This is a genomic window from Bacillus sp. FSL W7-1034 (genome assembly GCF_038593365.1).
Taxonomy (GTDB): Bacteria; Bacillota; Bacilli; order Bacillales; family Bacillaceae; genus Bacillus; species Bacillus altitudinis.
The window spans coordinates 3566961-3589053 of sequence record NZ_CP151989.1 but is presented as its reverse complement, the minus strand read 5'-3'; the positions used below and the strand labels follow the sequence as shown (position 1 = coordinate 3589053).

20 protein-coding genes, 1 pseudogene and 2 riboswitches are annotated in these 22093 nt (G+C 41.5%); of the genes and pseudogenes, 17 read left to right on the top strand and 4 right to left on the bottom strand.

Translation table 11 applies throughout. The features are described 5' to 3' along the window. The first annotated feature begins 35 nt into the window (after window positions 1-35). From NST73_RS18520 to NST73_RS18495, 6 genes are all read left to right on the top strand, one after another. The gene (locus NST73_RS18520) at window positions 36-479 is read left to right on the top strand and encodes a MarR family transcriptional regulator (protein ID WP_045033720.1); all 444 of its coding nucleotides are present in this window, start codon (window positions 36-38) and stop codon (window positions 477-479) included. A 13-nt stretch (window positions 480-492) separates the two neighbouring features. Further along, entirely contained in the window at window positions 493-1131 is a 639-nt protein-coding gene (locus NST73_RS18515) for a nitroreductase family protein (RefSeq protein WP_017368360.1), read from the top strand. Window positions 1132-1156: 25 nt separating this feature from the next. After that, complete coding sequence (locus NST73_RS18510; RefSeq protein WP_008345714.1) at window positions 1157-1450, top strand: putative quinol monooxygenase; 294 nt, start codon at window positions 1157-1159, stop codon at window positions 1448-1450. Window positions 1451-1639: 189 nt separating this feature from the next. Beyond that, the gene (locus tag NST73_RS18505; RefSeq protein ID WP_096882063.1) at window positions 1640-4021 is read left to right on the top strand and encodes an immune inhibitor A domain-containing protein; all 2382 of its coding nucleotides are present in this window, start codon (window positions 1640-1642) and stop codon (window positions 4019-4021) included. A 207-nt stretch (window positions 4022-4228) separates the two neighbouring features. After that, window positions 4229-4492, top strand: coding sequence for an ORF6C domain-containing protein (locus NST73_RS18500; protein WP_008345710.1), 264 nt, complete (start codon window positions 4229-4231; stop codon window positions 4490-4492). Next, window positions 4489-4860, top strand: coding sequence for a DUF1304 domain-containing protein (locus NST73_RS18495; RefSeq protein WP_007498006.1), 372 nt, complete (start codon window positions 4489-4491; stop codon window positions 4858-4860). The genes NST73_RS18500 and NST73_RS18495 overlap by 4 nt, the downstream gene beginning before the upstream one ends. A 144-nt stretch (window positions 4861-5004) precedes the next feature. Here NST73_RS18495 and NST73_RS18490 read toward each other — a convergent pair. Further along, window positions 5005-5199: pseudogene (locus NST73_RS18490) on the bottom strand (hypothetical protein); the annotation flags it as partial. A gap of 224 nt (window positions 5200-5423) precedes the next feature. Here NST73_RS18490 and NST73_RS18485 point away from each other — a divergent pair. From NST73_RS18485 to NST73_RS18435, 11 genes are all read left to right on the top strand, one after another. Next, the gene (locus NST73_RS18485) at window positions 5424-6080 is read left to right on the top strand and encodes a type 1 glutamine amidotransferase domain-containing protein (RefSeq protein WP_017358640.1); all 657 of its coding nucleotides are present in this window, start codon (window positions 5424-5426) and stop codon (window positions 6078-6080) included. 141 nt (window positions 6081-6221) lie between these two features. Next, entirely contained in the window at window positions 6222-7349 is a 1128-nt protein-coding gene (locus NST73_RS18480; RefSeq protein ID WP_041091253.1) for a hypothetical protein, read from the top strand. A 56-nt stretch (window positions 7350-7405) separates the two neighbouring features. Beyond that, window positions 7406-7509: riboswitch (TPP riboswitch) on the top strand. Between the two features lie 87 nt (window positions 7510-7596). Further along, complete coding sequence (gene tenA / locus NST73_RS18475; RefSeq protein ID WP_017358641.1) at window positions 7597-8283, top strand: thiaminase II; 687 nt, start codon at window positions 7597-7599, stop codon at window positions 8281-8283. Continuing rightward, window positions 8280-8879: an ECF transporter S component gene (locus NST73_RS18470; RefSeq protein WP_019743666.1), complete on the top strand. Its 600-nt coding sequence runs from the start codon at window positions 8280-8282 to the stop codon at window positions 8877-8879. The genes tenA and NST73_RS18470 overlap by 4 nt, the downstream gene beginning before the upstream one ends. Continuing rightward, window positions 8854-10452, top strand: coding sequence for an ABC transporter ATP-binding protein (locus tag NST73_RS18465; protein WP_268361312.1), 1599 nt, complete (start codon window positions 8854-8856; stop codon window positions 10450-10452). Before NST73_RS18470 ends, NST73_RS18465 begins: the two co-directional genes overlap by 26 nt. Beyond that, window positions 10442-11176, top strand: a complete 735-nt coding sequence (locus tag NST73_RS18460; RefSeq protein WP_024719222.1) for an energy-coupling factor transporter transmembrane component T — start codon at window positions 10442-10444, stop codon at window positions 11174-11176. The genes NST73_RS18465 and NST73_RS18460 overlap by 11 nt, the downstream gene beginning before the upstream one ends. Window positions 11177-11325: 149 nt before the next feature. Then, window positions 11326-12165, top strand: coding sequence for a methyl-accepting chemotaxis protein (locus NST73_RS18455; RefSeq protein ID WP_041508003.1), 840 nt, complete (start codon window positions 11326-11328; stop codon window positions 12163-12165). 173 nt (window positions 12166-12338) lie between these two features. After that, window positions 12339-13154, top strand: coding sequence for a YwqG family protein (locus NST73_RS18450; RefSeq protein WP_144679024.1), 816 nt, complete (start codon window positions 12339-12341; stop codon window positions 13152-13154). A gap of 224 nt (window positions 13155-13378) precedes the next feature. Beyond that, window positions 13379-14212, top strand: a complete 834-nt coding sequence (locus NST73_RS18445; protein WP_017368351.1) for a PRD domain-containing protein — start codon at window positions 13379-13381, stop codon at window positions 14210-14212. A gap of 325 nt (window positions 14213-14537) precedes the next feature. Beyond that, window positions 14538-16445 carry a beta-glucoside-specific PTS transporter subunit IIABC gene (locus NST73_RS18440; protein ID WP_342499273.1) on the top strand — a complete coding sequence of 636 codons (1908 nt, stop codon included), beginning with the start codon at window positions 14538-14540 and terminating at the stop codon, window positions 16443-16445. After that, window positions 16417-17835 (top strand): glycoside hydrolase family 1 protein, encoded by a 1419-nt coding sequence (locus NST73_RS18435; protein ID WP_342499272.1) that lies wholly within the window; start codon window positions 16417-16419, stop codon window positions 17833-17835. The genes NST73_RS18440 and NST73_RS18435 overlap by 29 nt, the downstream gene beginning before the upstream one ends. 54 nt (window positions 17836-17889) lie before the next feature. Here NST73_RS18435 and NST73_RS18430 read toward each other — a convergent pair whose 3' ends face one another. The 3 genes from NST73_RS18430 to NST73_RS18420 form a co-directional block, all read right to left on the bottom strand. Beyond that, on the bottom strand, window positions 17890-19014 hold the full coding sequence (locus NST73_RS18430; protein ID WP_326241720.1) for a 5-methyltetrahydropteroyltriglutamate--homocysteine S-methyltransferase: 1125 nt from the start codon (window positions 19012-19014) through the stop codon (window positions 17890-17892). A gap of 87 nt (window positions 19015-19101) precedes the next feature. After that, window positions 19102-19214: riboswitch (SAM riboswitch) on the bottom strand. An 81-nt stretch (window positions 19215-19295) separates the two neighbouring features. Continuing rightward, window positions 19296-20615, bottom strand: a complete 1320-nt coding sequence (locus NST73_RS18425; protein WP_008345676.1) for a gluconate:H+ symporter — start codon at window positions 20613-20615, stop codon at window positions 19296-19298. A 50-nt stretch (window positions 20616-20665) separates the two neighbouring features. Then, window positions 20666-22087, bottom strand: coding sequence for a four-carbon acid sugar kinase family protein (locus NST73_RS18420; protein WP_024719228.1), 1422 nt, complete (start codon window positions 22085-22087; stop codon window positions 20666-20668). Between the last annotated feature and the right edge of the window lie 6 nt (window positions 22088-22093).

Here is a 22093-nt window from a genome sequence, read left to right as displayed (position 1 = left end):
TATATCAACTAATTGATCTGAATAGAAAAGAGGGGATGGCATTGACTGCATTTTGCTCTGAAGAAGCAGAGGTATTATATCGTTTGCAGTGCGTGAACCGTATGATGGGTGTGAAGTTCGAAGCATGCACGGGCATCAGCCAATCAAGACTGGAGTTGCTATCACTGTTATTCCAAGCCGACGAAATCAGCCAATCCGATTTGCAGAAAAAAGTAAATATTGATAGTGCGGCTGTGACGCGTCACTTAAAACAGTTAGAAACAAAAGGAATGGTCACGCGCAGAAGAAAGCCGGAAGATAATCGAGTCACGCTTGTTCGTCTGACAGATGAAGGCAGAACAAGAATCGAAGCTTCTAAAAAAGAAAAAGAACGATTTATCTCAGAAATGCTTGAAAACGTAAGTGATGAAGAACGAAAGCTTCTCACTGATGTGCTCATCCGTATACAACAAAACATCGAGAAGATTCAAACAACCTAAAGGAGTGTTACACATGGCTACAACATTAAAAACAAACGATTTTATGGATATTATGAAAGGGCGCCGCTCCATTCGTAACTATGATCCAGCAGTGAAAATTAGCAAAGAAGAAATGACGGAGATTTTAGAAGAGGCAACAACAGCACCATCATCAGTGAATGCACAGCCTTGGCGCTTCATGGTCATTGACAGCCCAGAAGGAAAAGAAAAGCTTGCACCACTCGCAAAATTCAACCAAACACAAGTAGCTACATCATCAGCCGTCATCGCTGTGTTTGCAGATATGAAAAACAATGAATACTTAGAAGAAATTTATTCAAAAGCAGTAGAAAATGGTTACATGCCGCAGGAAGTAAAAGAAAGACAAATTGCTGCATTAACTGCACATTTTGAAGCTCTTCCAGAGCAAGTGAATCGTGAAACGATCTTAATTGACGGTGGACTTGTGTCAATGCAGCTGATGCTTGCTGCTCGTGCGCATGGTTATGATACAAACCCAATTGGCGGATATGACAAAGAAGTCATCGCTGAAACATTCGGCTGGGATAAAGAGCGCTATGTACCAGTTATGCTTCTATCCATTGGGAAAGCGGCTGACGAAGGTTATGCTTCTTACCGTTTACCGATCGATCGCATCACAGAGTGGAAATAATTTTTAAAAAAAGGGAGACGATCATATGATTATTATTCATGCAGGGATGACCATTCATCCAGAGAAAGAAAACGTATTTCTAGAAGAAATCAACGGTTTAATGAAAGCTTCACAGGAAGAAGCAGGAAATGTGTCCTACAAGCTTTTCAAGGATACAGAGAAAGAAAACACCTTTTTAATGGTAGAAGTGTGGAAAGATGAAGCAGCGGTTCAAAGCCATAATGCAAGTGCACATTTCCAAGCTTTCGTCGCAAAGGCAAAAGAATTTTTAGCCGCTCCACTTGATGTTGTTGCATATCAAGGAGAGCAACTTTCATAGAAAAACAACAAACACCCTAGGCATTTATAGCCTAGGGTTCTTTTATTTTCGACAATTCGTTCCACCTATTTCAATCTCGTATTGTGCATTTTCCACAAAGTTTCTGAAAATAAAATGTTTTTCGACTTAAGTATATTGGAATATGCTAGAATTAGATATTATTTATTACCAAATTAGGGAGGAACCAATATGAAAAAAGGGAAATGGACGAGCATCGCACTAACAGCTGTCCTCAGTTTAGGCACATTGACAGCTTTCAGCACCCCTCTATCTGCCCACACCTCAGAAAAGTCAACAACCTCAGATGGTGGTCATTATTCAGGTATTCCATTCGACGCAAGTGTTGTCAATGAAGACCGCCTCATCAAAGCCTTGAAAAAACAAGGAAAGATCAAAAAGAATGCCAATGAGGCAGAAACCCAAAAAGCATTAAAGAACTACCTAAAGAAAAAAGAAGAAGCAGCGATGAAACAAAGCGCAAGTACCTTAACAGAAGAACCTGAATTCCTAAAAGAATACAAACAAAATGTACATAATAAACTAGCCAAAAAGAAAAAGTTAAAGAAGCATAAAGGAAAAGAAGGCAATCAAGTAAAGCCGGTGAAAAAGGAAAAATATAAAGGCGACGTCCGTAATGATAAAGTTTTGGTCTTATTAGTAGATTTTAAAGATTATAAGCATAATAGTATTAAAAAAGAAGAGACTGATATGTACTATGACAAGTATGATCAGCAGCATTACCAAGATATGCTTTTCGGAAAAAATGGCTACATTGGTCCAGATGGTAAAAGAAAAGTATCTATGAAGCAGTATTATGAAAAGCAGTCCGGTGGAAGCTACACAATTAGTGGAACAGTAGCTGGATGGTATACAGCCAAGCATGAAGCAGCATATTATGGCGGGAACGTACCAGACGAATCAGGCAGTGACGGCAGACCGCGCGAATTGGTGAAAGAAGCCCTCGAAGCAGCGGCAAAGGATCCAAACATTGACCTTGGTGAATATGATCAATGGGACCGCTATGATATGGATGGGGACGGTGTTTATAATGAGCCGGACGGTATCATTGACCACCTCATGGTTGTACACGCTGGCGTAGGTGAAGAAGCTGGCGGCGGACAGCTTGGCTCTGACGCGATTTGGTCGCATCGCTGGTCACTTGGTGATGTATTTGAGATTCCAAACACTGAATCAGAAGTGGGTCAAGGCGGAAAGTTAGGCGCTCTAGATTATACGATTGAGCCTGAAGATGGCGCAGCAGGTGTGTTCACACATGAATTTGGACATGATCTTGGTCTGCCTGATGAATACGATACACAATACACAGGCAGAGGAGAGCCCGTTTCTTATTGGTCTATCATGTCAAGCGGAAGCTGGGCAGGTAAAGTACCTGGTACGGAACCAACAGGTTTTAGTCCATATGCAAAAGAAATGCTTCAAAACTTGCATGGCGGCAACTGGCTTTCTGGAAAAACCATTGATGGTAAGACATTAACAAAAAGCAAAACAGTTTTAATCGATGAAGCAGCAACAAAAGGAACCAACCATGATGCGGTTCGAGTTGATTTGCCAGATAAAGAGATTGTGGTCACTCAGCCTGCACAAGGGCAATATTCATACTTCAGCGGAACAGGTGACAATTTGAATGCTACCATGACGACATCAGGGATTGATTTGTCGAAGGGAAGCAAAGCCGAGCTTACGTTTAAAGCATGGTACGATATCGAAGAAGATTATGACTATGCGTATGTAGAAGTTCGTGAAACTGGGACAGACAAATGGACAACCATTGCTGGTAATATTACGAATGATCGAAATGAGGCAGGAGCGAATGAAGGCAATGGCATCGATGGAAAATCAGATGGATGGGTAGATGCATCCTTTGACCTTTCTGCTTATGCAGGGAAGAAGATCGATCTGCAATTCCGCTATACAACCGATGCAGGATATTCACTGCCAGGTTTATTTGTAGATGATCTAAAGATTACAGCAGATGGAGCAAAAGTGTGGTCAGATGATGCCGAGGGAACGTCCACGTTCACTTTTAATGGATTCTCTCAATCTAATGGAAAACAATATGCCGCTCAGTATTATTTACTAGAATGGCGCTCTTATGCTGATGTCGATAAAGGCTTAAAGCATATCAAACGAGGAGCAAGTCTGATGAGCTATAATAACGGTTTGGTCGTGTGGTACGTCGATCAATCGTACAGTGATAACTGGGTTGGAAAACATCCAGGGAACGGCTTCCTTGGAGTCGTAGATGCAGATCAACAAGTGTTGAAATGGAGTGACGGCTCTATTGCAGCGACAGGTTTCCAAGTACATGATGCAGCATTCTCTTTGAATCCAAGCACGAAGCTGAATATTGATTATACAGCGACAACAGGCTTAACCTTAGAGGATCGCTATATCCGCCCAACGCGTACATTTAGTGATAAAAAGAACTATGTGAATCCAAATAACCCGGATGCAGGACGTGATGTGCCAACATACGGCCTATCCTTTAAAGTCGTCGGACAAAGTAAGGACCGTTCTGTTGGAAAGGTATTAATTTCTAAAAGCAACTAAACAAAAAGCCGGATTCTATCCATGAATCCGGCTTTTTGATACGTTAAGACATGGATTTTTAGCGTATGACTCGTCTTTGATCGAATGTTTGTTCTTTTTTATTTTGATATCCGAATGAAACCATTATATAATAGAGATTGGAAGGTTTTTCTTTCATTCAATGTTCTTTTTAGTTGTTAAAAAACCAAGAAAGGATGAGCGTTACCAATGAGTTGTGTCACTGCCAAGCAATTAAAGGTGATTCGAGGGACGATGCAGACTTTTTGCAGCCATTTAGAGTATGATGGCCACGGTAAGCTTCATATTAATACCATCATGGCTTTTATTAAAAAGGAATTTGGTGTAAGAAAAATGAAAGACATTCCACAAAGTCGTTTTCATGAGGCGTTAGAGCTAATCCAAGACTTTGATTTATACACGGACAAAATACAAATACGAGACCGTCTATCAGAAAGGAATTCACTAAATTGAATATTTTAGCAATGATTTTAGTAGGAATTGTCGCTTTAGAGCACATTGTCATCATGTTACTAGAAATGTTTTTTATGGAATCAAAAATGGCGAAAAGATCTTTCAATCTGCCTGAACACTTACAAAAGGATCCAAATGTGAAAGTGATGTTTGCTAATCAAGGGCTATACAATGGCTTTCTAGCTGCTGGACTCATTTGGGGGCTCATTCTTGGTTCGAATACCGTAGGATATATGATTCAGCTATTTTTCGTTCTTTGTGTGTTCATCGCAGCAGTATTTGGCGGTGTGACGTCTAATAAATCGATTATCATCAAACAAGGGTTACCAGCTTTTCTTGCATTAATTGCACTTATCCTGGCTATATAATCCTATCAGCGTGATAGAAAACCTTTGCAGTTTAGGAAGGACGAGCATCGGAGCGAATTTGACATTGGTGAGCACCGAAGCGCATGACTGACACTGAATGCGAGGGGTTTGTCTACACGGTAAAGCCGCCCTAGAGGGCGGCTTTTATCTTTTACGCATTCCCATCAAACGAATAATGGACGTAAGACAAAGGGCAACAGCGACAGCCAATATGATTTTTCCATACATGACGCCCGTAAGATTCATTAAAAAGACAGCCAATATGATACAGAGCGTGATGATAATCATCACAATCGAATAGGTTTTCATCTCTTTTTCCACTCCTTTTAAATTCCCTCTAGCGCAAGAGGTCTGTCAATTGTTTCTCATATTATATCATTTCATCACAATTTTACATGAAATTCCCTGTCAATAGAATGTGACAGAATGATTAGATTTGAAGTGAGGCTATATTTTTTAAAAAATCGGGTATAACATAAAGAGTTGTATCCAAGTCTGATTGCTTGATATTTAATTGTGCAAAATATAAAATAGCCACATGATAAATAGAAAGGATGATAAAGTTGAGCAAGAACGTTTTATTAGTATCAACAAGCAGCTCAGAAATGAACGGACACCCAACAGGCTTATGGCTTGAAGAATTAGCCGAGCCATTTCATATTTTTAAAGAAAATGGACTCAACGTGCAAATTGTTTCAATAAAAGGTGGAACAGTACCGATCGATAAAAATTCAATTCCTGAAGGAGTTCCAGCACAATATCAAGATGTGTATGAATTACTTCAAGACACAAAGGCACTGACAGATGTAAACCCAGCTGAGTATGATGGCATTTTCTTTGCTGGAGGACATGGCCCAATGATCGACTTTGCGTCCAATCAATTGGTTGCCGATGCGATCTTAGCGATTTCAGACAAAAATGGAGCCGTTGGGGCAGTTTGCCATGGCGTTTCTGCCTTTGTTGATGTGAAGGATCGTGATGGAAAATCATTTATCGACGGCAAGAAAATAACAGGATTCACAAATGAGGAAGAGGATGCTGTTCAATTGACATCTAAAGTTCCATTTTTATTGGAAACAAAACTTCGCGAGCAAGGGGCAGCATTTGAAAAAGGCGATGCATTTGCGCCATTCGCCGTTGTAGACGGACAAATCATTACTGGACAAAATCCAGGATCAAGTGCAGAAACAGCACGTTTATTTGTCAAAACCATTGCATAAATCATCAAATAAACCAGTCGTGACGCATACGGCTGGTTTTTTGTTATAAAAATTTCCTAAAAAAGTCCAAAACAAGTATTAGAAAAATGGTAAAATAATCACAGGGTAAAAAACCCAAATTAGGGAAAAGGGGATGTTCCTGTGAGAGCATTTTATGTCAAAATCACCGCCGCCTTACTGTCTATTTTATTGGTCACAACAGGTTTATTTTCACCAGCAATCAAAGCAGAAGATGCACCAAAATCAAGTGAAAAAGTATCGCCACTGACTGAAAAAGCCATTCAGCAAGTGCAAGAGTCGTTTGAAAAGCAGGATAAAGGGACTGCGGTTCAACAGAAGGAAGTAAAAAAATCATTTAAAGTAGATAAGAAAAAGGGAATAAGTATTAAACGAAAAGCGGCTGCAGATGGAAAGATGCGCACGTCTGCCGTTCGCTCTATTGATGGACTAGCCATTAATCAATCGGCAGTTTTAAACGAGGAAGATCCAGTTGATTTATGGTTCTTAAGTACATCGTCCCCTCAGGCGCTCATCAGCCGGATTATCTCTCCAAATGCTGATTATTTCGTTCAGTTATTTGTTATTGATTATGAAGAAGGACAAGCTTATCCAACGGATCTGATTCAACCGGCAGGCAGTCTGCTTGCGTTAAGCAATTTACCAGCGGGTGATTATGCGTTTGGTATTACTAGCGGTGGAGACTTTGGAGACTCATATACATTACAGGTGAATGCAAAAAACCCACCAAATTTCACAGGTGCTGAATCCCTGTCATCAACATTGCAATACTTTGTTGCTTCGTATGCCAATGGGGATGTTTTCGCAAATGGTACAAAAGTATATAACAAACAATCTAAGACCGCTGATTATAAATGGGAGCGTGTATTTTATTTCTCATATGATGGAAAATATCAACAGAGAACGCATTCTGTTGACAGTGTAAAAGTGAAGAGTATTTCGGCACCAGTATCGTACTCTGCTCCATACGCGAGTTCCTCTGAGGCCATTCTTGTCTACTTAGATGTGGAGACATTATTTATGTATCATGAATCATCGTTTGCTAGTGGGCAGTACTACCATAGCAGCTTTGTTGATACTCTCGGAAAGACAACGCCAAGGCGTTTAGACATTGATGACCTGACAAATTACGGCGATCATATTTTGGCTGTTGATTTAAAGACAGGAAAGCCAATTGATTTCTTCAGTGTCCTTAATTTCTACTATGCAGCAGGGATCGAGAAGCTGCCAACGATCAATACATTGAATTAAGATCGGCGGTTGACATCAAATCGCCACATGTGTAGAGTAAAGATAATTAAATGACAAAAGTCCACTAGGGGAGTCATGTATGACTGAGACAAGAGGAAATCTTGGACCCTTTGAACCTGATCTAGTTTGTACTAGCGGAGGGAAGTGGAGCTGGACCTTGTCTTATTCATGATTGAATCGATAAGAAGGCCGCTCCATTCGGGGTGGCTTTTTCATTTATTCAACTGAAAAAGAGGAGGCTTTTTTTATGACATTTTCAACCCAATTAAGGCAAGAAGCAGAACCATTATTTGAAGCGATTTATCAGCATCCGTTTGTGAGAGGACTCGCAGCAGGAGAACTCGAAAAGGAACAGATCATTCATTATGTCAAACAGGATGCAGAATATTTAAATGCCTTTATTAAAATTTATGCGGCAGCCATCAGCAGATGTACAGACAGAGAGGACATTACCTTTTTCCATCAACAAATGGCTTTTGTCCTTGATAGTGAGACACATCCTCATCAAAACCTTTGCCGAGTGGCAGGTGTCGCTTATGATGAACTGCAAGGTGCGTCTTTGGCGCCAAGTGCCCATCACTATATTCATCACATGCTGCAAGTCGCAAAGGAAGGGACGCTAGGAGAAATCATTGCGGTTTTGCTCCCTTGCCCTTGGACCTATTGGGAAATAGGCAAACGAATGCTTAAAGATGTTGAGCCCGACCCTGCCCATCCATTCTATGAGTGGATCACGTTTTATGGCGGGTTAACGGACTCTGTTACAGTGGAGCTTTGCAAACGGCTTGATCAGTGGGCGGAAGGAGCAAGTGAGAAGGAAAAGGAGAAAATGAAACAGCACTTCATCTTAAGCTGTCAGCTTGAGTATAAATTCTGGGACATGGCCTTTACTGTCGAAGAGTGGCCTGTCCAAATGGAGGTGCATTCTTCATGACATGGAAGATGAAAGAAGTCGTTCTTGCTGTCATTTTATCAGTGGCATGCGGAGTTATCTATTTAGGGTGGTCGACTCTTTATTTACCGATTACAGCCCTTGTCGGTCCAGCAGGAGGCAACATCATGTTCGGAATTTGGGTCATTGCCAGTCCAATCGTTGCTTACATTATCCAAAAGCCTGGCGCTGCCCTCATCGCAGAAACAGCTGCCGCTGCCGTGGAATTACTGACAGGCAGCCACTTCGGTCTTTCTGCGCTTTTGATTGGTGTATGCCAAGGACTTGGAGCAGAAATCGCCTTCGCTCTATTTGGCTATAAGCGATATCGCATGTGGACACTCATGTTGTCTGGTGCCTTTGCAGCAGTAGGGGCAATGGCATATAGCCTCATTGCCAATGGATTCGGCTATTACACGCCTCAAGTGTTACTCATGACACTTGTCACTCAAGTCATTAGCGGCATGTTACTCGGTGGTTGCTTGGCAAAGGTTGTGGTGGATGCTTTATCTAAAACGGGTGTGCTGAATCAATATGCCATCATGAAAGAAAAACGAAGTAAGGGTGACCAGCATGGATTCATTTCTCGCGTGCAGTAATCTCACTGTCCGTTTTTATGAACAGCCGAATCCCGTTCTTCATCAAGTATCTCTTTCTATTCAAAAGGAGGAAAAGGTGCTGATATTAGGACCAAGTGGAAGCGGGAAATCTACGCTGATTTCTGTGCTTGCTGGCATTATTCCAGAGCATATGGAAGCTGAAGTACAGGGAGAAGTGATGCGGCAAAGGCATACTGGTGTCATGTTTCAAGACCCAGATTCGCAGTTTTGTATGCACCGAGTCAATGAAGAAATTGCGTTTAGCTTAGAGAATCGATCTGTCCCTCGAGAACAAATGGATGACATGATTCAGCATCTCATGAAAAAAGTACAGCTGGATGTCGACCCAAATACAGATATTCATACCTTATCTGGCGGAATGAAGCAGCGGTTGGCGCTTGCATGTTTACTAGCATTAGAGCCAGATGTCCTGTTCTTTGATGAACCGACAGCACAGCTTGATCCAGCAGGAAGAATGGAGATATTTCAATTGCTTCAGCAGCTTTCGGCTGAACAGAATCAGACGATGATTTTTGTGGAGCATGTGTTAGACGGTGTCATCGAGTGGATGGATCGGGTGATCTTATTAGATCATCAAGGCCGTATCATAGCAGATGGAACGCCAAAAGACTTGATGAACACATTTGAGGGAGAAATGAAAGAAGCCGGCATTTGGCGTCCGAAAATATTTCCCGAGAAATGGTCCACTATCGTACAAGATCCGTTTCATCCACTGAGTCAAACACTCTTGCAAACCTTTGAGGCGAGAAAAGAACGTCATGAGAAATTGTCATCAACAGATCGAGAGGTCATTATTCGCACAGATCATCTACTATTAAGCTACGGGAAAAAAAGCATTATAGATGACCTGCACCTTAATATAAAAGCAGGAGATTGGGTTGCGATCATCGGTGAAAATGGGAGCGGAAAAAGTACGTTTCTTAAACATGTCATCCGTTTAGAACCAATAAAGAAAGGTCACATTTACTTAAAAGGAAAACATCTGAAAAAGTGGTCTGACCGAACATTATATGAAAAAGCAGGCTTTGTATTTCAAAATCCAGAACTTCAATTTATACAGGACACAGTGTTTGATGAAATCGCATTTGGTGGGAGACAGCGAAATTGGCCAGAGCCTGTTGTGCAAGAAAAAACGAATCAGCTATTGGTAGAGTTCGGCCTAGAGAAGCATAGAGATGCGCATCCTTTCACCTTAAGCTTAGGACAAAAAAGAAGATTAAGTGTTGCCACGATGCTTCTTTTTGATCAGGATGTACTCATTTTAGATGAGCCGACCTTCGGGCAGGATGAGAAAACGGCGAGGGAGTTAATCCGGCGTTTAAAAGAACGTCAACGACAAGGCACCACTATTATCATGGTCACACATGATATGGAACTCGTTGATGAGTGCGCTGATCAGGTGCTTGTTTTTCATCAAGGGGAGCATGTTTATGATGGTACGCCTTTTGATTTATTTTCTCATCAGGAACTTGTCACTTCCTGTGAGCTGAGAGTGCCGTTACATTACCGCTATATGGCTGAAAGAAAGGAAGTGATGACGATTGCAAAGTAATCACTCCTTTCTATCCACTGTAAATCCAGTCATGAAATTACTCGCCCATCTCCTTGCGATGTGCTGTCTGATGGCGATTTCTGATCCTAAAACGACGTTCATCATCTGGCTGTTTGCACTTGGAATTGGACTTGTCCTAGGCGGCTGGAATTTGAAATACCTCATCACCAGACTTGTACCTTATCTGCTCTTTTTCATTCTCGTGTTTTGGATGATCGCGGCCTTTGGCAAGGGAGATCATACAGTTTGGAAGTGGGCATGGTTTCATATCACAGAGGAGAGTTTAAGAAATGGGCTGACCATTTCTTTTAGAATGCTCGGGTTTGTGACATTTGGTCTCCTTTTTACATCAACAACTGATTTGACGGCCTTTATGATGAGCTTAATCCATCAATGCCGAATGTCACCCAAATGGGCATATGGGATGCTGGCAGGCTTCCGGTTTATCCCGTTGTTTCAAAGTGAATTGAAGCAAATGAAGGCTGCACATAAAATTAGAGGTTACAAGCAAAAAAACAGTTGGAAAGCCTTTATACGTTATGCACTCCCTCTTTTCACGCAAGGTGTACGGAAATCTGAACGACTAGCCATTGCGATGGAAGCAAGAGGCTTCACAGGGACGAGGGAGAGAACGTATTATCATGTCATCAGCACTTCATGGATCGACTGCATGTATCTTTTTTTCATCGTCATTAGTGTGTTGATATGCATCTTCTTCTTTTAAAAACAGCCACATTCTCTTGATAGAATGTGGCTGTTTTATATGTCTTAGGTCATTTGGTTGATATTAGTACACATTGCAGGCTGTAATAGATCATATAAAGAACCGATAAAGAGAGTGTACTGAGAAAAAGAGAGGATGAACGTGAGCGAATGTCACAGAGAATTGATAACATAATAGACGCTTTACCAATCGTTGGACTAGCTATGAGAGAGCAGCTAACCTTTTCTGTATTAGGGAAAGAGAAGGTTCTTTATTATCAGCAGCACGGGAACATTGACTTAGGGTTTAAAGCTGGGGATGTTGTAGCTCCCGGGTTCCAAAACTTTTCAATGTTGAAAAATGGGAGAGAGCCATCGTTTATCCAGATTCCTAAAGAGGTGTACGGAATTCCTATGGACATCGTCGCCGTCCCGATTAAAGATGACAATGGTCAAGTGATCGCTGCCTTCTGTGTAGCATATGACCAAACGAATCAACAACGATTAGATCACATCATGACGGAAAGCAACGAAGCTTCCGAAAAACTAGTCGCAATGGTACAGCAAGTGGCCGCACATTCAGAGGAACTACAAGCGACAAGTGAACAAATTCTACAAAATACAAAAACCACTGTCGAAAATTCCTCTAAAATCAACCAAGTGTCTAATCTCATCAAAGGTATCTCTGATCAAACGAACTTACTTGGACTCAATGCATCCATTGAGGCTGCAAGAGTAGGTGAAGCAGGAGCAGGCTTTGGGGTGGTTGCTACAGAAGTGAGAAAGCTGTCTACTCACGCGAAGCAAGCAACGACTGATATTGAAACAGCGCTAAAAGATGTGCAAGGCTCTATCAAAGGAATGGAAGAAGAAATAGCACAAATCGTGGCTTCTTCTGAACATCAAGCAGAACTCGTTGGCACTTTCACAAAAATTATTGAGGGGCTGCACGAAACGAACGAAACGATGAAATCATTGGCAACAGACTTAGTGAATTATCAAGTGAAATAAATAAACGAATCACCAAACCTCCAGCCGTATCGGAGGTTTTTTAACGTGTTAAAGTGAGTTTTTTGTCATGATATTGACGGGTTTTTCACTGACAGGGAAGTTACACTTCTGTATGATAGAAAAAGAGAGACCTGTATTGATCATTAGACCTATTCATAAGGAGGAAGACCATCTTGACACAATCAGCAAAGCTGCAAGAAGTACTTGCGCCTTACCGTCCATTGCTAGATCAAACCGAAAAACCACTAATTCAATTACAGATAAAACAAGGAAAAACAGGACCATATGACAGCAAAATAGCAGGTGATCCTTATTTCCCAAAAAACGAAGAATATCCCGTTGATGGAGAAGGTCATCCTATGAAGCTGCTGGCACAAATCAATTTCGGCCAGCTGCCAAAGCTGAAAGATTACCCAGAAACAGGACTTTTGCAAGTGTTTATTTCTGTACATGATGATCTTTATGGGATGAATATTGACCAAAAAACAGAGCAAAAAGATTTTCGGATCAAATTTATTGAGGAACCTTTCTTAGCTGAAGAAGACTTATTGACTGATTTTTCATTCGTGAAAATTCCTGACGATTTTTATTTTCCAGTTACGAAGGAAGGTGCGATTACAGGTGAATTATCAAGCGAAACGATCAGTGTAGGAGATTTCCGCTTTGAAAAAGTCACAGGAAAGCAAAGCTGGGATCTATTCGAAGATGCTGTTGGTATTGATGGTGATGAAGCAGATCAATTGCTAGATGAATTTTATGAGACAGCAAGTGGTTTTGGCCATAAAGTTGGCGGATACCCAGGTTTTACACAAGAAGACCCGCGTACCTATGTAGACCAAGAACATACTGTGCTATTATTGCAAATTGACTCAGATGATGAAGTGGACATGTTGTGGGGAGATTGCGGCATTGCTAACTTTTTTATCAAACCAGAAGACCTCAAACGAAAACATTTCGAAAATGTCGTCTATAACTGGGATTGCTCCTAATTTTGTAAAAAACACTCTTTTTGAAGAGTGTTTTTTGTCTATTTTTAGCCTTTTTGCCCCTAAATCGTCATTTCTGAGAGGTAATATGTCATTCTTTCTAGTTGACCGTATCAAAAAAAAATGTAAAATCATCTTAAAGTCCTCTTTTTTGAAAATAATAATAACATGACATATCAATCAACAATGAAATGCTCGAAAAAGCGGAATGTACTGGGGGGGATCAATTGATCATTTCGAAAGTAATCAACAATAATGTGGTCAGTGCGTATGACGACGAGCAGCATGAACTGGTCATTATGGGCAGAGGGATTGCGTTTCAAAAGAAAAGCGGAGACCCGATTGACGAAGAACGTATCGAAAAAGTATTTTCCATTCAAAATAAAGATATATCAGAAAAATTCAAAACCCTGCTTTATGATATTCCGATCGAGTATATGCAAGTGTGTGAGGCAATTATCGATCACGCAAGAACGACCCTTAACAAAAATTTAAATGACAGCATCTATGTCACATTAACGGATCATATTACCTTTGCTATTGAACGTCATCAAAAAGGAATGGACATTAAAAATGCCTTGCTTTGGGAAATCAAACGGCTGTACAAAGAGGAATTCATGTGTGGTGTAGAAGCGATTCGGATCATACAGGACAAGCTCAACATCCATCTTCCCGAGGATGAAGCAGGCTTTATTGCGATGCATATTGTCAATGCAGAACTGAATGAGGAAATGCCGAATGTCATTCAAATTACAAAACTGATTCAAGATATTTTGAACATCGTAAAGTATCATTTCCAAATTGATTTGGACGAAGAATCATTAAATTATTTCCGTTTTGTCACGCATTTGAAGTTTTTTGGACAGCGTCTGTTTAACGAAACACAAATGGAAAATCAAAATGAGTTTCTGTATGAAGTGGTAAAGGAAAAAAATACAGCCGCTTTTCAATGTGCGGAGAAAATTAATGACTATGTTCAAAAAGAATACAACCGAAGTCTCATAGAAGATGAGATGTTATACTTAACTTTGCACATCGATCGAGTCATAAAAAGAAAATAAATCAAAAAGAAAGCGTTGACATAACGAAATTAACATGCTAATTTATAACTATAAACTTAATAACCCACAATCTTTTAGGATTGTTACTGGTCAAGCAGGCAAAACCTAAATCATTGTCCCTATCTTTGATAAGGCATGATTTAGGTTTTTTTGTATCTAAAGGCTTATAAAATTGAATAACGATCAATCGCTATGAAGGATTGTTACTGGTTAAGCAGGCAAAACCTAAATATCGATTAATGTCTGAATCGCTATTTTTCGGGCATTAATGGATGTTTAGGTTTTTTCTATATCAAGATGAAATCAACGATTGGAGGGTTACACAATGAACCACAAACAAACAGCAAAAGAAGTTCTAGAGCTTGTCGGCGGTGAAAAGAATGTAAAGCAAGTCACGCATTGTATGACAAGGCTCCGCTTCAACCTATACGATGAAAGCAAAGCGGATAAAGAGAAGCTGCAATCAACAGACGGCGTCATGGGCGTGAATCAAAGCGGCGGTCAATACCATGTCATTATTGGCAACGACGTATCAAACGTCTATCAAGCAATGATTGCTGATTCTGGGTTATCAACAGATGTAAAGTCAGGCGGTTCAGAAGAAGCTTCAAAACAAAATGTGATTTCTAAACTTTTCGATTTTATCTCTGGTGTCTTCACACCGATTCTTCCAGCCATCGCTGGAGCTGGTATGATCAAAGGGATCTTGGCATTAATGCTGACGTTCCAATGGATCTCAGATAAAAGCAGCACATATGCGATTTTAACAGCTATCGGAGACGGAGCCTTTTACTTCTTACCGATTCTGCTTGCTGTAAGCGTAGCTAAAAAAATTGGCACAAATCAGTATATCGCCGCTGCCATTGCAGCAGCCGCACTGCACCCGCAGCTCACTGCTTTACTAGGTGCAGGAAATACAGAATTTCTAGGCTTGCCAGTGGTTGCCGTTGTGTACTCTTCATCGGTGATTCCAATTCTACTCACGATCTGGCTCGGCTCATATGTGGAAAGATTCGCGGAAAAATATAGTCCGAAATCACTAAAAATCATTCTTGTTCCAACAGTTACACTTCTTGTCGTGGTACCAGTTATGCTCATCGCGGTTGGACCGCTTGGTGGTATTATCGGAAATGGCCTTTCAGGTGGAATTGATTTATTGTTCAAACATGCAGGTATTTTGGCCGGACTCTTAATCGGTGGCTTTATGTCACCATTGATCATTACGGGCATGCACTATGCACTACTTCCAATCATGATCAACAACATTACATTAAACGGTTTTGACTTCATTCTTCCAATGATGTTTGTAGCGAATATGGCACAAGCAGGCGCAGCATTCGGTGTCTTCTTAAGATCAAAAAACAAAACATTCAAATCACTGGCGATGTCTACAAGTATCACTGCGTTAATGGGTATTACTGAACCTGCTATGTATGGTGTGAACATGCGATTGAAAAAACCGTTCCTTGCAGCCCTCATTGGTGCAGCAGCAGGCGGCGTGTTCATGTCTATCTTCAAAGTAAAGTCATATGTGATATCAGGATCAGCAGGTCTTCCAGGTCTCCCAACGTTCATTGGACCGACATTTGTTTACTCCATCATTGGATTAGTGATCGGCTTTGTTGTAGCAACCATCATGACACTTGTTCTAGGGTTCAAAGATGTACCAGTGAAAGATGATACAAAAGCAGACAAACCAGAAGAAAAGAAAGACACAATAGCGCTTCAAAATGAAGTGGTACAAAGCCCGCTTGAAGGTCAACTAAAGCCGCTCAATCAAGTAAATGATGCAACATTCTCTAATGAAATCATGGGTAAAGGAACAGCCATTGTCCCAACAGTTGGACGTGTAGTAGCACCGTTCAACGGCAAGGTTGAAACCATTTTCCAAACGAAACATGCTATTGGTTTAAAGAGTGATCAAGGCACAGAACTTCTCATCCATGTGGGGATTGATACAGTAAAACTTGGCGGTAAACATTTCACAAGTCATGTAGAGTCAGGTGATCTTGTTCAAGCAGGAGATGTGCTCGTTGAATTTGATATCGAGGGCATTCAGCAAGAAGGCTATGATGTAACAACGCCAATTATCGTCACCAACACAAATGATTATGCACAAGTTAATGCGAAAACAGAGGGGGCGATTACAGTAAAAGAGACACTGCTTACAGTCAGTGTAGAAGAAAAAGAGGAGGGTATTCAACATGAACAAGTTAGAAAAAACATTTCCTAAAGGTTTCTTATGGGGCGGCGCTGTTGCGGGTAACCAAATTGAAGGTGCTTATAATAAAGATGGAAAAGGCTTATCGACAGCTGATGTATCACCAAATGGTATTATGCACCCATTCGATGAATCAATGAAAGACCTTAACTTATATCATGATGCAATCGATTTCTACCATCGCTATAAAGAAGATATTGCACTCTTTGCAGAAATGGGATTCAAGTGCTTCAGACTATCCATTTCTTGGCCGCGTATTTTCCCAAATGGCGACGATGCGGAACCGAATGAAGCAGGCCTCGCTTTTTATGAAAAAGTATTTGATGAATTGCATAAGCACGGAATTGAGCCAGTTGTCACTATCTCTCACTATGAAATGCCGCTTGCACTTGTGAAAAACTACGGCGGATGGAGAAACCGTAAGCTTGTGGATCTTTATGAAACATACGCGAAAACATTGTTCACTCGCTTTAAAGACAAAGTGAAATATTGGATGACCTTTAATGAAATTAACGTCGTCTTACATGCTCCTTTCACAGGGGGCGGCCTTGTATTTGAAGAAGGCGAAGACGAGAAGAGCATTCAATATCAAGCAGCGCATCACCAATTTGTTGCAAGTGCTTTAGCTGTCAAAGCAGGACACGAAATCATTCCTGATGCGAAAATCGGCTGTATGATTGCAGCGATGACAACTTATCCGTACAGCTCAAGACCAGAAGATATGTTTGCTGCAATTGAGCAAGACCGTAAAACATTGTTCTTCTCAGATGTACAGGCAAGAGGCTATTACCCAGGTTACATGAAACGTTATTTCCTTGAAAATGACATCAACATTGAGTTCCAAGACGGGGACGAAGACATTTTAAGAAACCATACAGTTGACTATATTGGCTTCAGTTATTATATGAGCTTTGTGACAAGTACAGATCCAGAGATTCTTGGACAAGTGACTGGCGGTAACCTATTTGAAGGTGTGAAAAACCCTTATCTAGAAGCAAGTGATTGGGGTTGGCAAATTGATCCGAAAGGGCTTCGTACGACACTGAATCAGCTGTATGACCGCTACCAAAAACCATTGTTTATCGTAGAAAATGGATTGGGTGCTGTCGATCAAGTAGAGGAAGACGGATCAATTCAAGACGATTACCGAATTGATTACCTCAAAAGCCATTTGCTAGAGGCGAGAGAAGCCATCGCAGACGGAGTAGACCTGATCGGTTATACAAGCTGGGGCCCAATTGACCTTGTCAGCGCATCAACAGCTGAAATGAAAAAACGCTACGGCTTCATCTATGTTGACCGTGATAATGAAGGAAACGGTACATTAGATAGAAAGAAAAAGAAAAGCTTCGATTGGTATAAACAAGTGATTGCGACGAATGGTGAACATTTGGATGCATAAAAGAAAAAGACAAACCGCTATACTGCGGTTTGTCTTTTTTTCGTCTTTGAGGGACTACGAAGTCCACACTTGATCTGCAACCTCAATCACATGACGCAGCTTTTCCCATTGCTGCTCTTCTGTTAACAGGTTGCCTTCCTCTGTTGAGGCGAATCCACATTGTGGACTCAAACAAATTTGGTTAATGTCCACATATTGAGCCGCTTCCTCAATGCGTTTTTTAATCTGTTCAACTGGCTCAAGCTCACCGTATTTTGAAGTGACAAGGCCTAGTACGATTTGAAGGTTTGGGTTCTTCACATATCGAAGAGGCTCAAATCCGCCAGAACGATCGTCGTCGAATTCTAAAAAGAGACCATCAAGATCTAAGCCGGCGAAAATTGTTTCTGCCGCTGCTTCGTAACCACCTTCAGCTGCCCAAGTTGATTTAAAGTTACCGCGGCAAATGTGCATAGTAATCACCAAATCCTCTGGGCGATCGGCAACAGCTTCATTGATTGTCTTCGCAAACGACTCACGAAGTTCATCTTCTTCACGGCCAAAGGCTTTGATTTGTTCGTGGCCTTTTTCAGAAAAGAACACAGCCCAAGCTGTATCATCTAGCTGTAAGTAACGGCAGCCTGCATCATAAAAAGCACGGATGGCTTTTTTATAAGCTTGTGCCACGTCATGGTGAAAATCATCTAAGCTGTCGTACACACCTTCTTCAAGCTTTCCACGGAAAAAGAGCATATTCGGACTTGGAATCGTCATTTTAGCCGTATGATCACCCGCGATGCTGTGAAGGAAGCGATAATCCTCCAGCATTGGATGATCAGTAAAATCAATCTTACCTGTTACTTTGATGCCTCTGGCTTTTGTTGTCGTATTGTGGAATTGAATACCTTGATCCGCTTCAAATCCTTCGACACCATCTAGCCCTTCTAGAAAGTCAAAATGCCACCATGCACGTCTGAATTCTCCATCTGTGACAACCTCTAATCCAATTTCCTTTTGCTTCTCTACAATACGAGTGATTTCTTCGTTTTCAATTTGTCTGAGCTGTTCTGCTGTCAGTGTACCGTCTGCTTTTTGCTTGCGGGCTTCCTTGATGCGCTCAGAACGAAGTAAACTCCCTACTTGATCTGCGCGAAATGGCGGCTTTGTTGTTTTCTTACCAATGGTTTGTACGTGTGTCATGCTGAATCCCTTCTTTCTTCAGGTTATAAATCAAATAAAAAAGCTCTTCCTTGGATAAGGAAGAGCATCATATACTGTGAGATCTCTGCCTTATCTTCAAACAAGCATCAGCTTGCTTAAGGAATTAGCACCATTCTGTTCCTAGGAACAGCGGTTGCCGGGTTTCACAGGGCCAGTCCCTCCACCACTCTTAATAAGGTTACCTTTGATTCAATTTTCTTAATAAACACAATTATTCAATCTTTTCGAGAAAAAGTCAATGGTTTTTCCTATTTATTTTCCTACATAAACAAATCAGCGACGAGAACACCGGCTAATCCAACAAGTGATAGAACAGTCACCATCAATGTCCAAGTTTTAAAAGTTTGAGCCATCGACAAATTAAAGTATTCTTTGTAAATCCAGAAACCCGCATCATTCACGTGAGAGAATGTAATACTGCCGGCACCTGTTGCAATTACCATTAATTCTGGGCTGACTCCCGTCAAACCAATCAGCGGTGCAGAAATGCCAGCTGCTGTGAGACCCGCGACAGTCGCTGACCCTAAAGAGACACGAAGGACAGCTGCAATCAGCCAAGTGAGGAGCAGAGGAGACAGTGTGCTTCCTTGCATAATCCCTGCAATGTATTGATCAACACCGCTGTCAATGAGCACCTGTTTAAAGGCGCCGCCGCCAGCAATGATCAATAGAATCATCGCAATGGAACCAATTGAATCCGTAATCGACTTCATGACGTCCTGCATGCTCTTTCCTCTGCCAAGACCAAATGTGTAGATGGCAAGCAGCACAGAGATTAATAGGGCAATCGCCGGCTCACCTAAAAACTCAGCCGCCGGTAGCAGCGGGGAGGACGGGAAGAAAATTTCTAAACATGCTCTGAATGTCATGAGCAATACAGGTAAAATAGCGGTGAAAATACTAATGCCGAAGCTTGGCATTTCCTCTTCTGTAAATTCCTTTGGATTAAACAAGTCCTTTGGAATGTGTGCATGCAGTTGATCTTTCTTAAATAGTTTCGTAAACAGAAGTCCGCCTACTAAAACAGCAGGAATGGCTAAAATAATTCCAACCAATAAGGTTTGTCCCATGTTGGCTTGAAATACATTGGCAATGGCTGTCGGCCCTGGGTGAGGAGGGAGGAAGCCATGTGTTGTAATGAGTGCAGCGACGAGCGGCATTCCCACATACAACACAGGAAGTCTTGCGGCTTGAGCAATGGTAAAGACTAATGGAATAAGAATAATGAATCCGGTTTCATAAAAAAGAGCAATTCCGATAACAAATCCAGTCAGCATCGTCGCCCATTGGATTTTCCCGATACCAAAGCGGTCGATGAGTGTCATGGCAATACGCTGAGCACCGCCAGAATCAGCCATCAATTTACCAAGCATCGCTCCAAAGCCAAGAACCAACGCCAGATGGCCGAGTGTACTTCCAAGCCCTTTTTCGACTGAAGCAATCGCTTCAAGTGGTGACATGCCTTCTAAAACGGCAACGATTAAAGAGACAATAATCAACGAAATGAAAGCGTTTAACTTAAAGACAACCATGAGTAAAAGTAATAACAAAACGCCAAGTCCGATAAAAACTAACGACATGATCTTTCCTCCTTTGTGCTGCATAAGGGAGCGTGAACGCCCCCTCTGCTTTATCCTTCAAGTATGTCTACTGCTTCTTTTAACGTATCCTTTGAGCCAACATTTCCCGGGAAAATCACATAAGACATAAATGGGAATTTGCTTTCTTCTCCTGTTTGCCAAACGGGAATACCTGGTCTGATTTGACCTGCGACGGTCGCACGTTTGACGCTGAGTCCTCTTGTTCCAATATCGCTAGAGGTGATTCCACCTTTGGCAATGAGGTACTTAGGGCGAATGGAGAGGCGCTGAACAATGCTTGTCACAGCATCACTAATCTGAACAGACAGTTTCAATTCTTCCTCTTGACGATCATCCCCAAGATCAAGCCGTTCTCTCCTTGTATAAACAGCAACCGATTGCCCGGTTGTTAAAAGCCGTTCAGTTTGTTGAATCACGCGGTCAATTTCCTCTTGAAATGCTTCAGGTTCTAACACGAGGTGTGTATCAAATTCAATAAATGCAATGTCTTTATTTTGCTGCAGCGCTCGCAATTGTTCGGTTGTTTTTTTGACATGGGAACCGACCATGATGAGGCCACCGTGCGTGCTTTCTTCCTGTATTAAGTCTTGTCTAGTTAATAGTGCTTGATCCTCAACACCGCCAAGCACTTTTGTGAGAGCTGCCGCACTTCTAAATAGAAAGTGCTGACCTGCTTTGATGGCATCTATGAGGGCAATGACAAAGACTTTGACATCGTCATAGTCTACTGCATTTACAACCACTTTTTGAAAATCCTTCACGGTCATCAGCTGATCCTTGATTTGTTCAATACGTAAAGCCCGGATATCTTCTAAAGAAATATAAGTAGTGTTTTCCTTAGTGAACGATCCGTTTGATTTCTCTTCGATCCATTCTCCGAGGTGAGAAGATTGAAATCCGAATGTACGATCCAATGCAAATTCTGTGTCACCAGCAGGAATTAATTCGTGACCTTCCTGTACGTAGTGAATATTGCCAATCGTAAAGCGGCCGCCTTCTTTAAAAAAGGGAAGAAGGATTTCCCCGTCAAATTGGCGGGAGCTTTGCTGTTCAATGGTCGTTCTGAGAATGTCAGTCTCTAGCGGGAAGTGTCCACGCAGGGTGGAGTCCCCCCGGCTGACAATGATGAAATCTTGATCAAGCCGTTCAGCCGTTTTCACAATCGTTGATGCGATCGTTTCATGAAGAACCGCCGTTTCTTTCTCTGTCATACTGCGAGAGTTGGTTAAGATAAAGAACATACGGCTGTCTTCAAGAAAACCAGCTTCAATGCTTTTCTCTGACCAATCGGTGAAAACAGAGACGCCGTGTACGGTTTGAATGCCTGTTGGGTCATCGTCTAATACAATCACTTTATGGTGGAAATGGTTTAGTGCTTGTTCGTATGCTGATTGAATGCGGTCTGAATCCGCTTTCGGAATGGCATTTAGTAACTCAATGCTTTGTTTCATAGAACC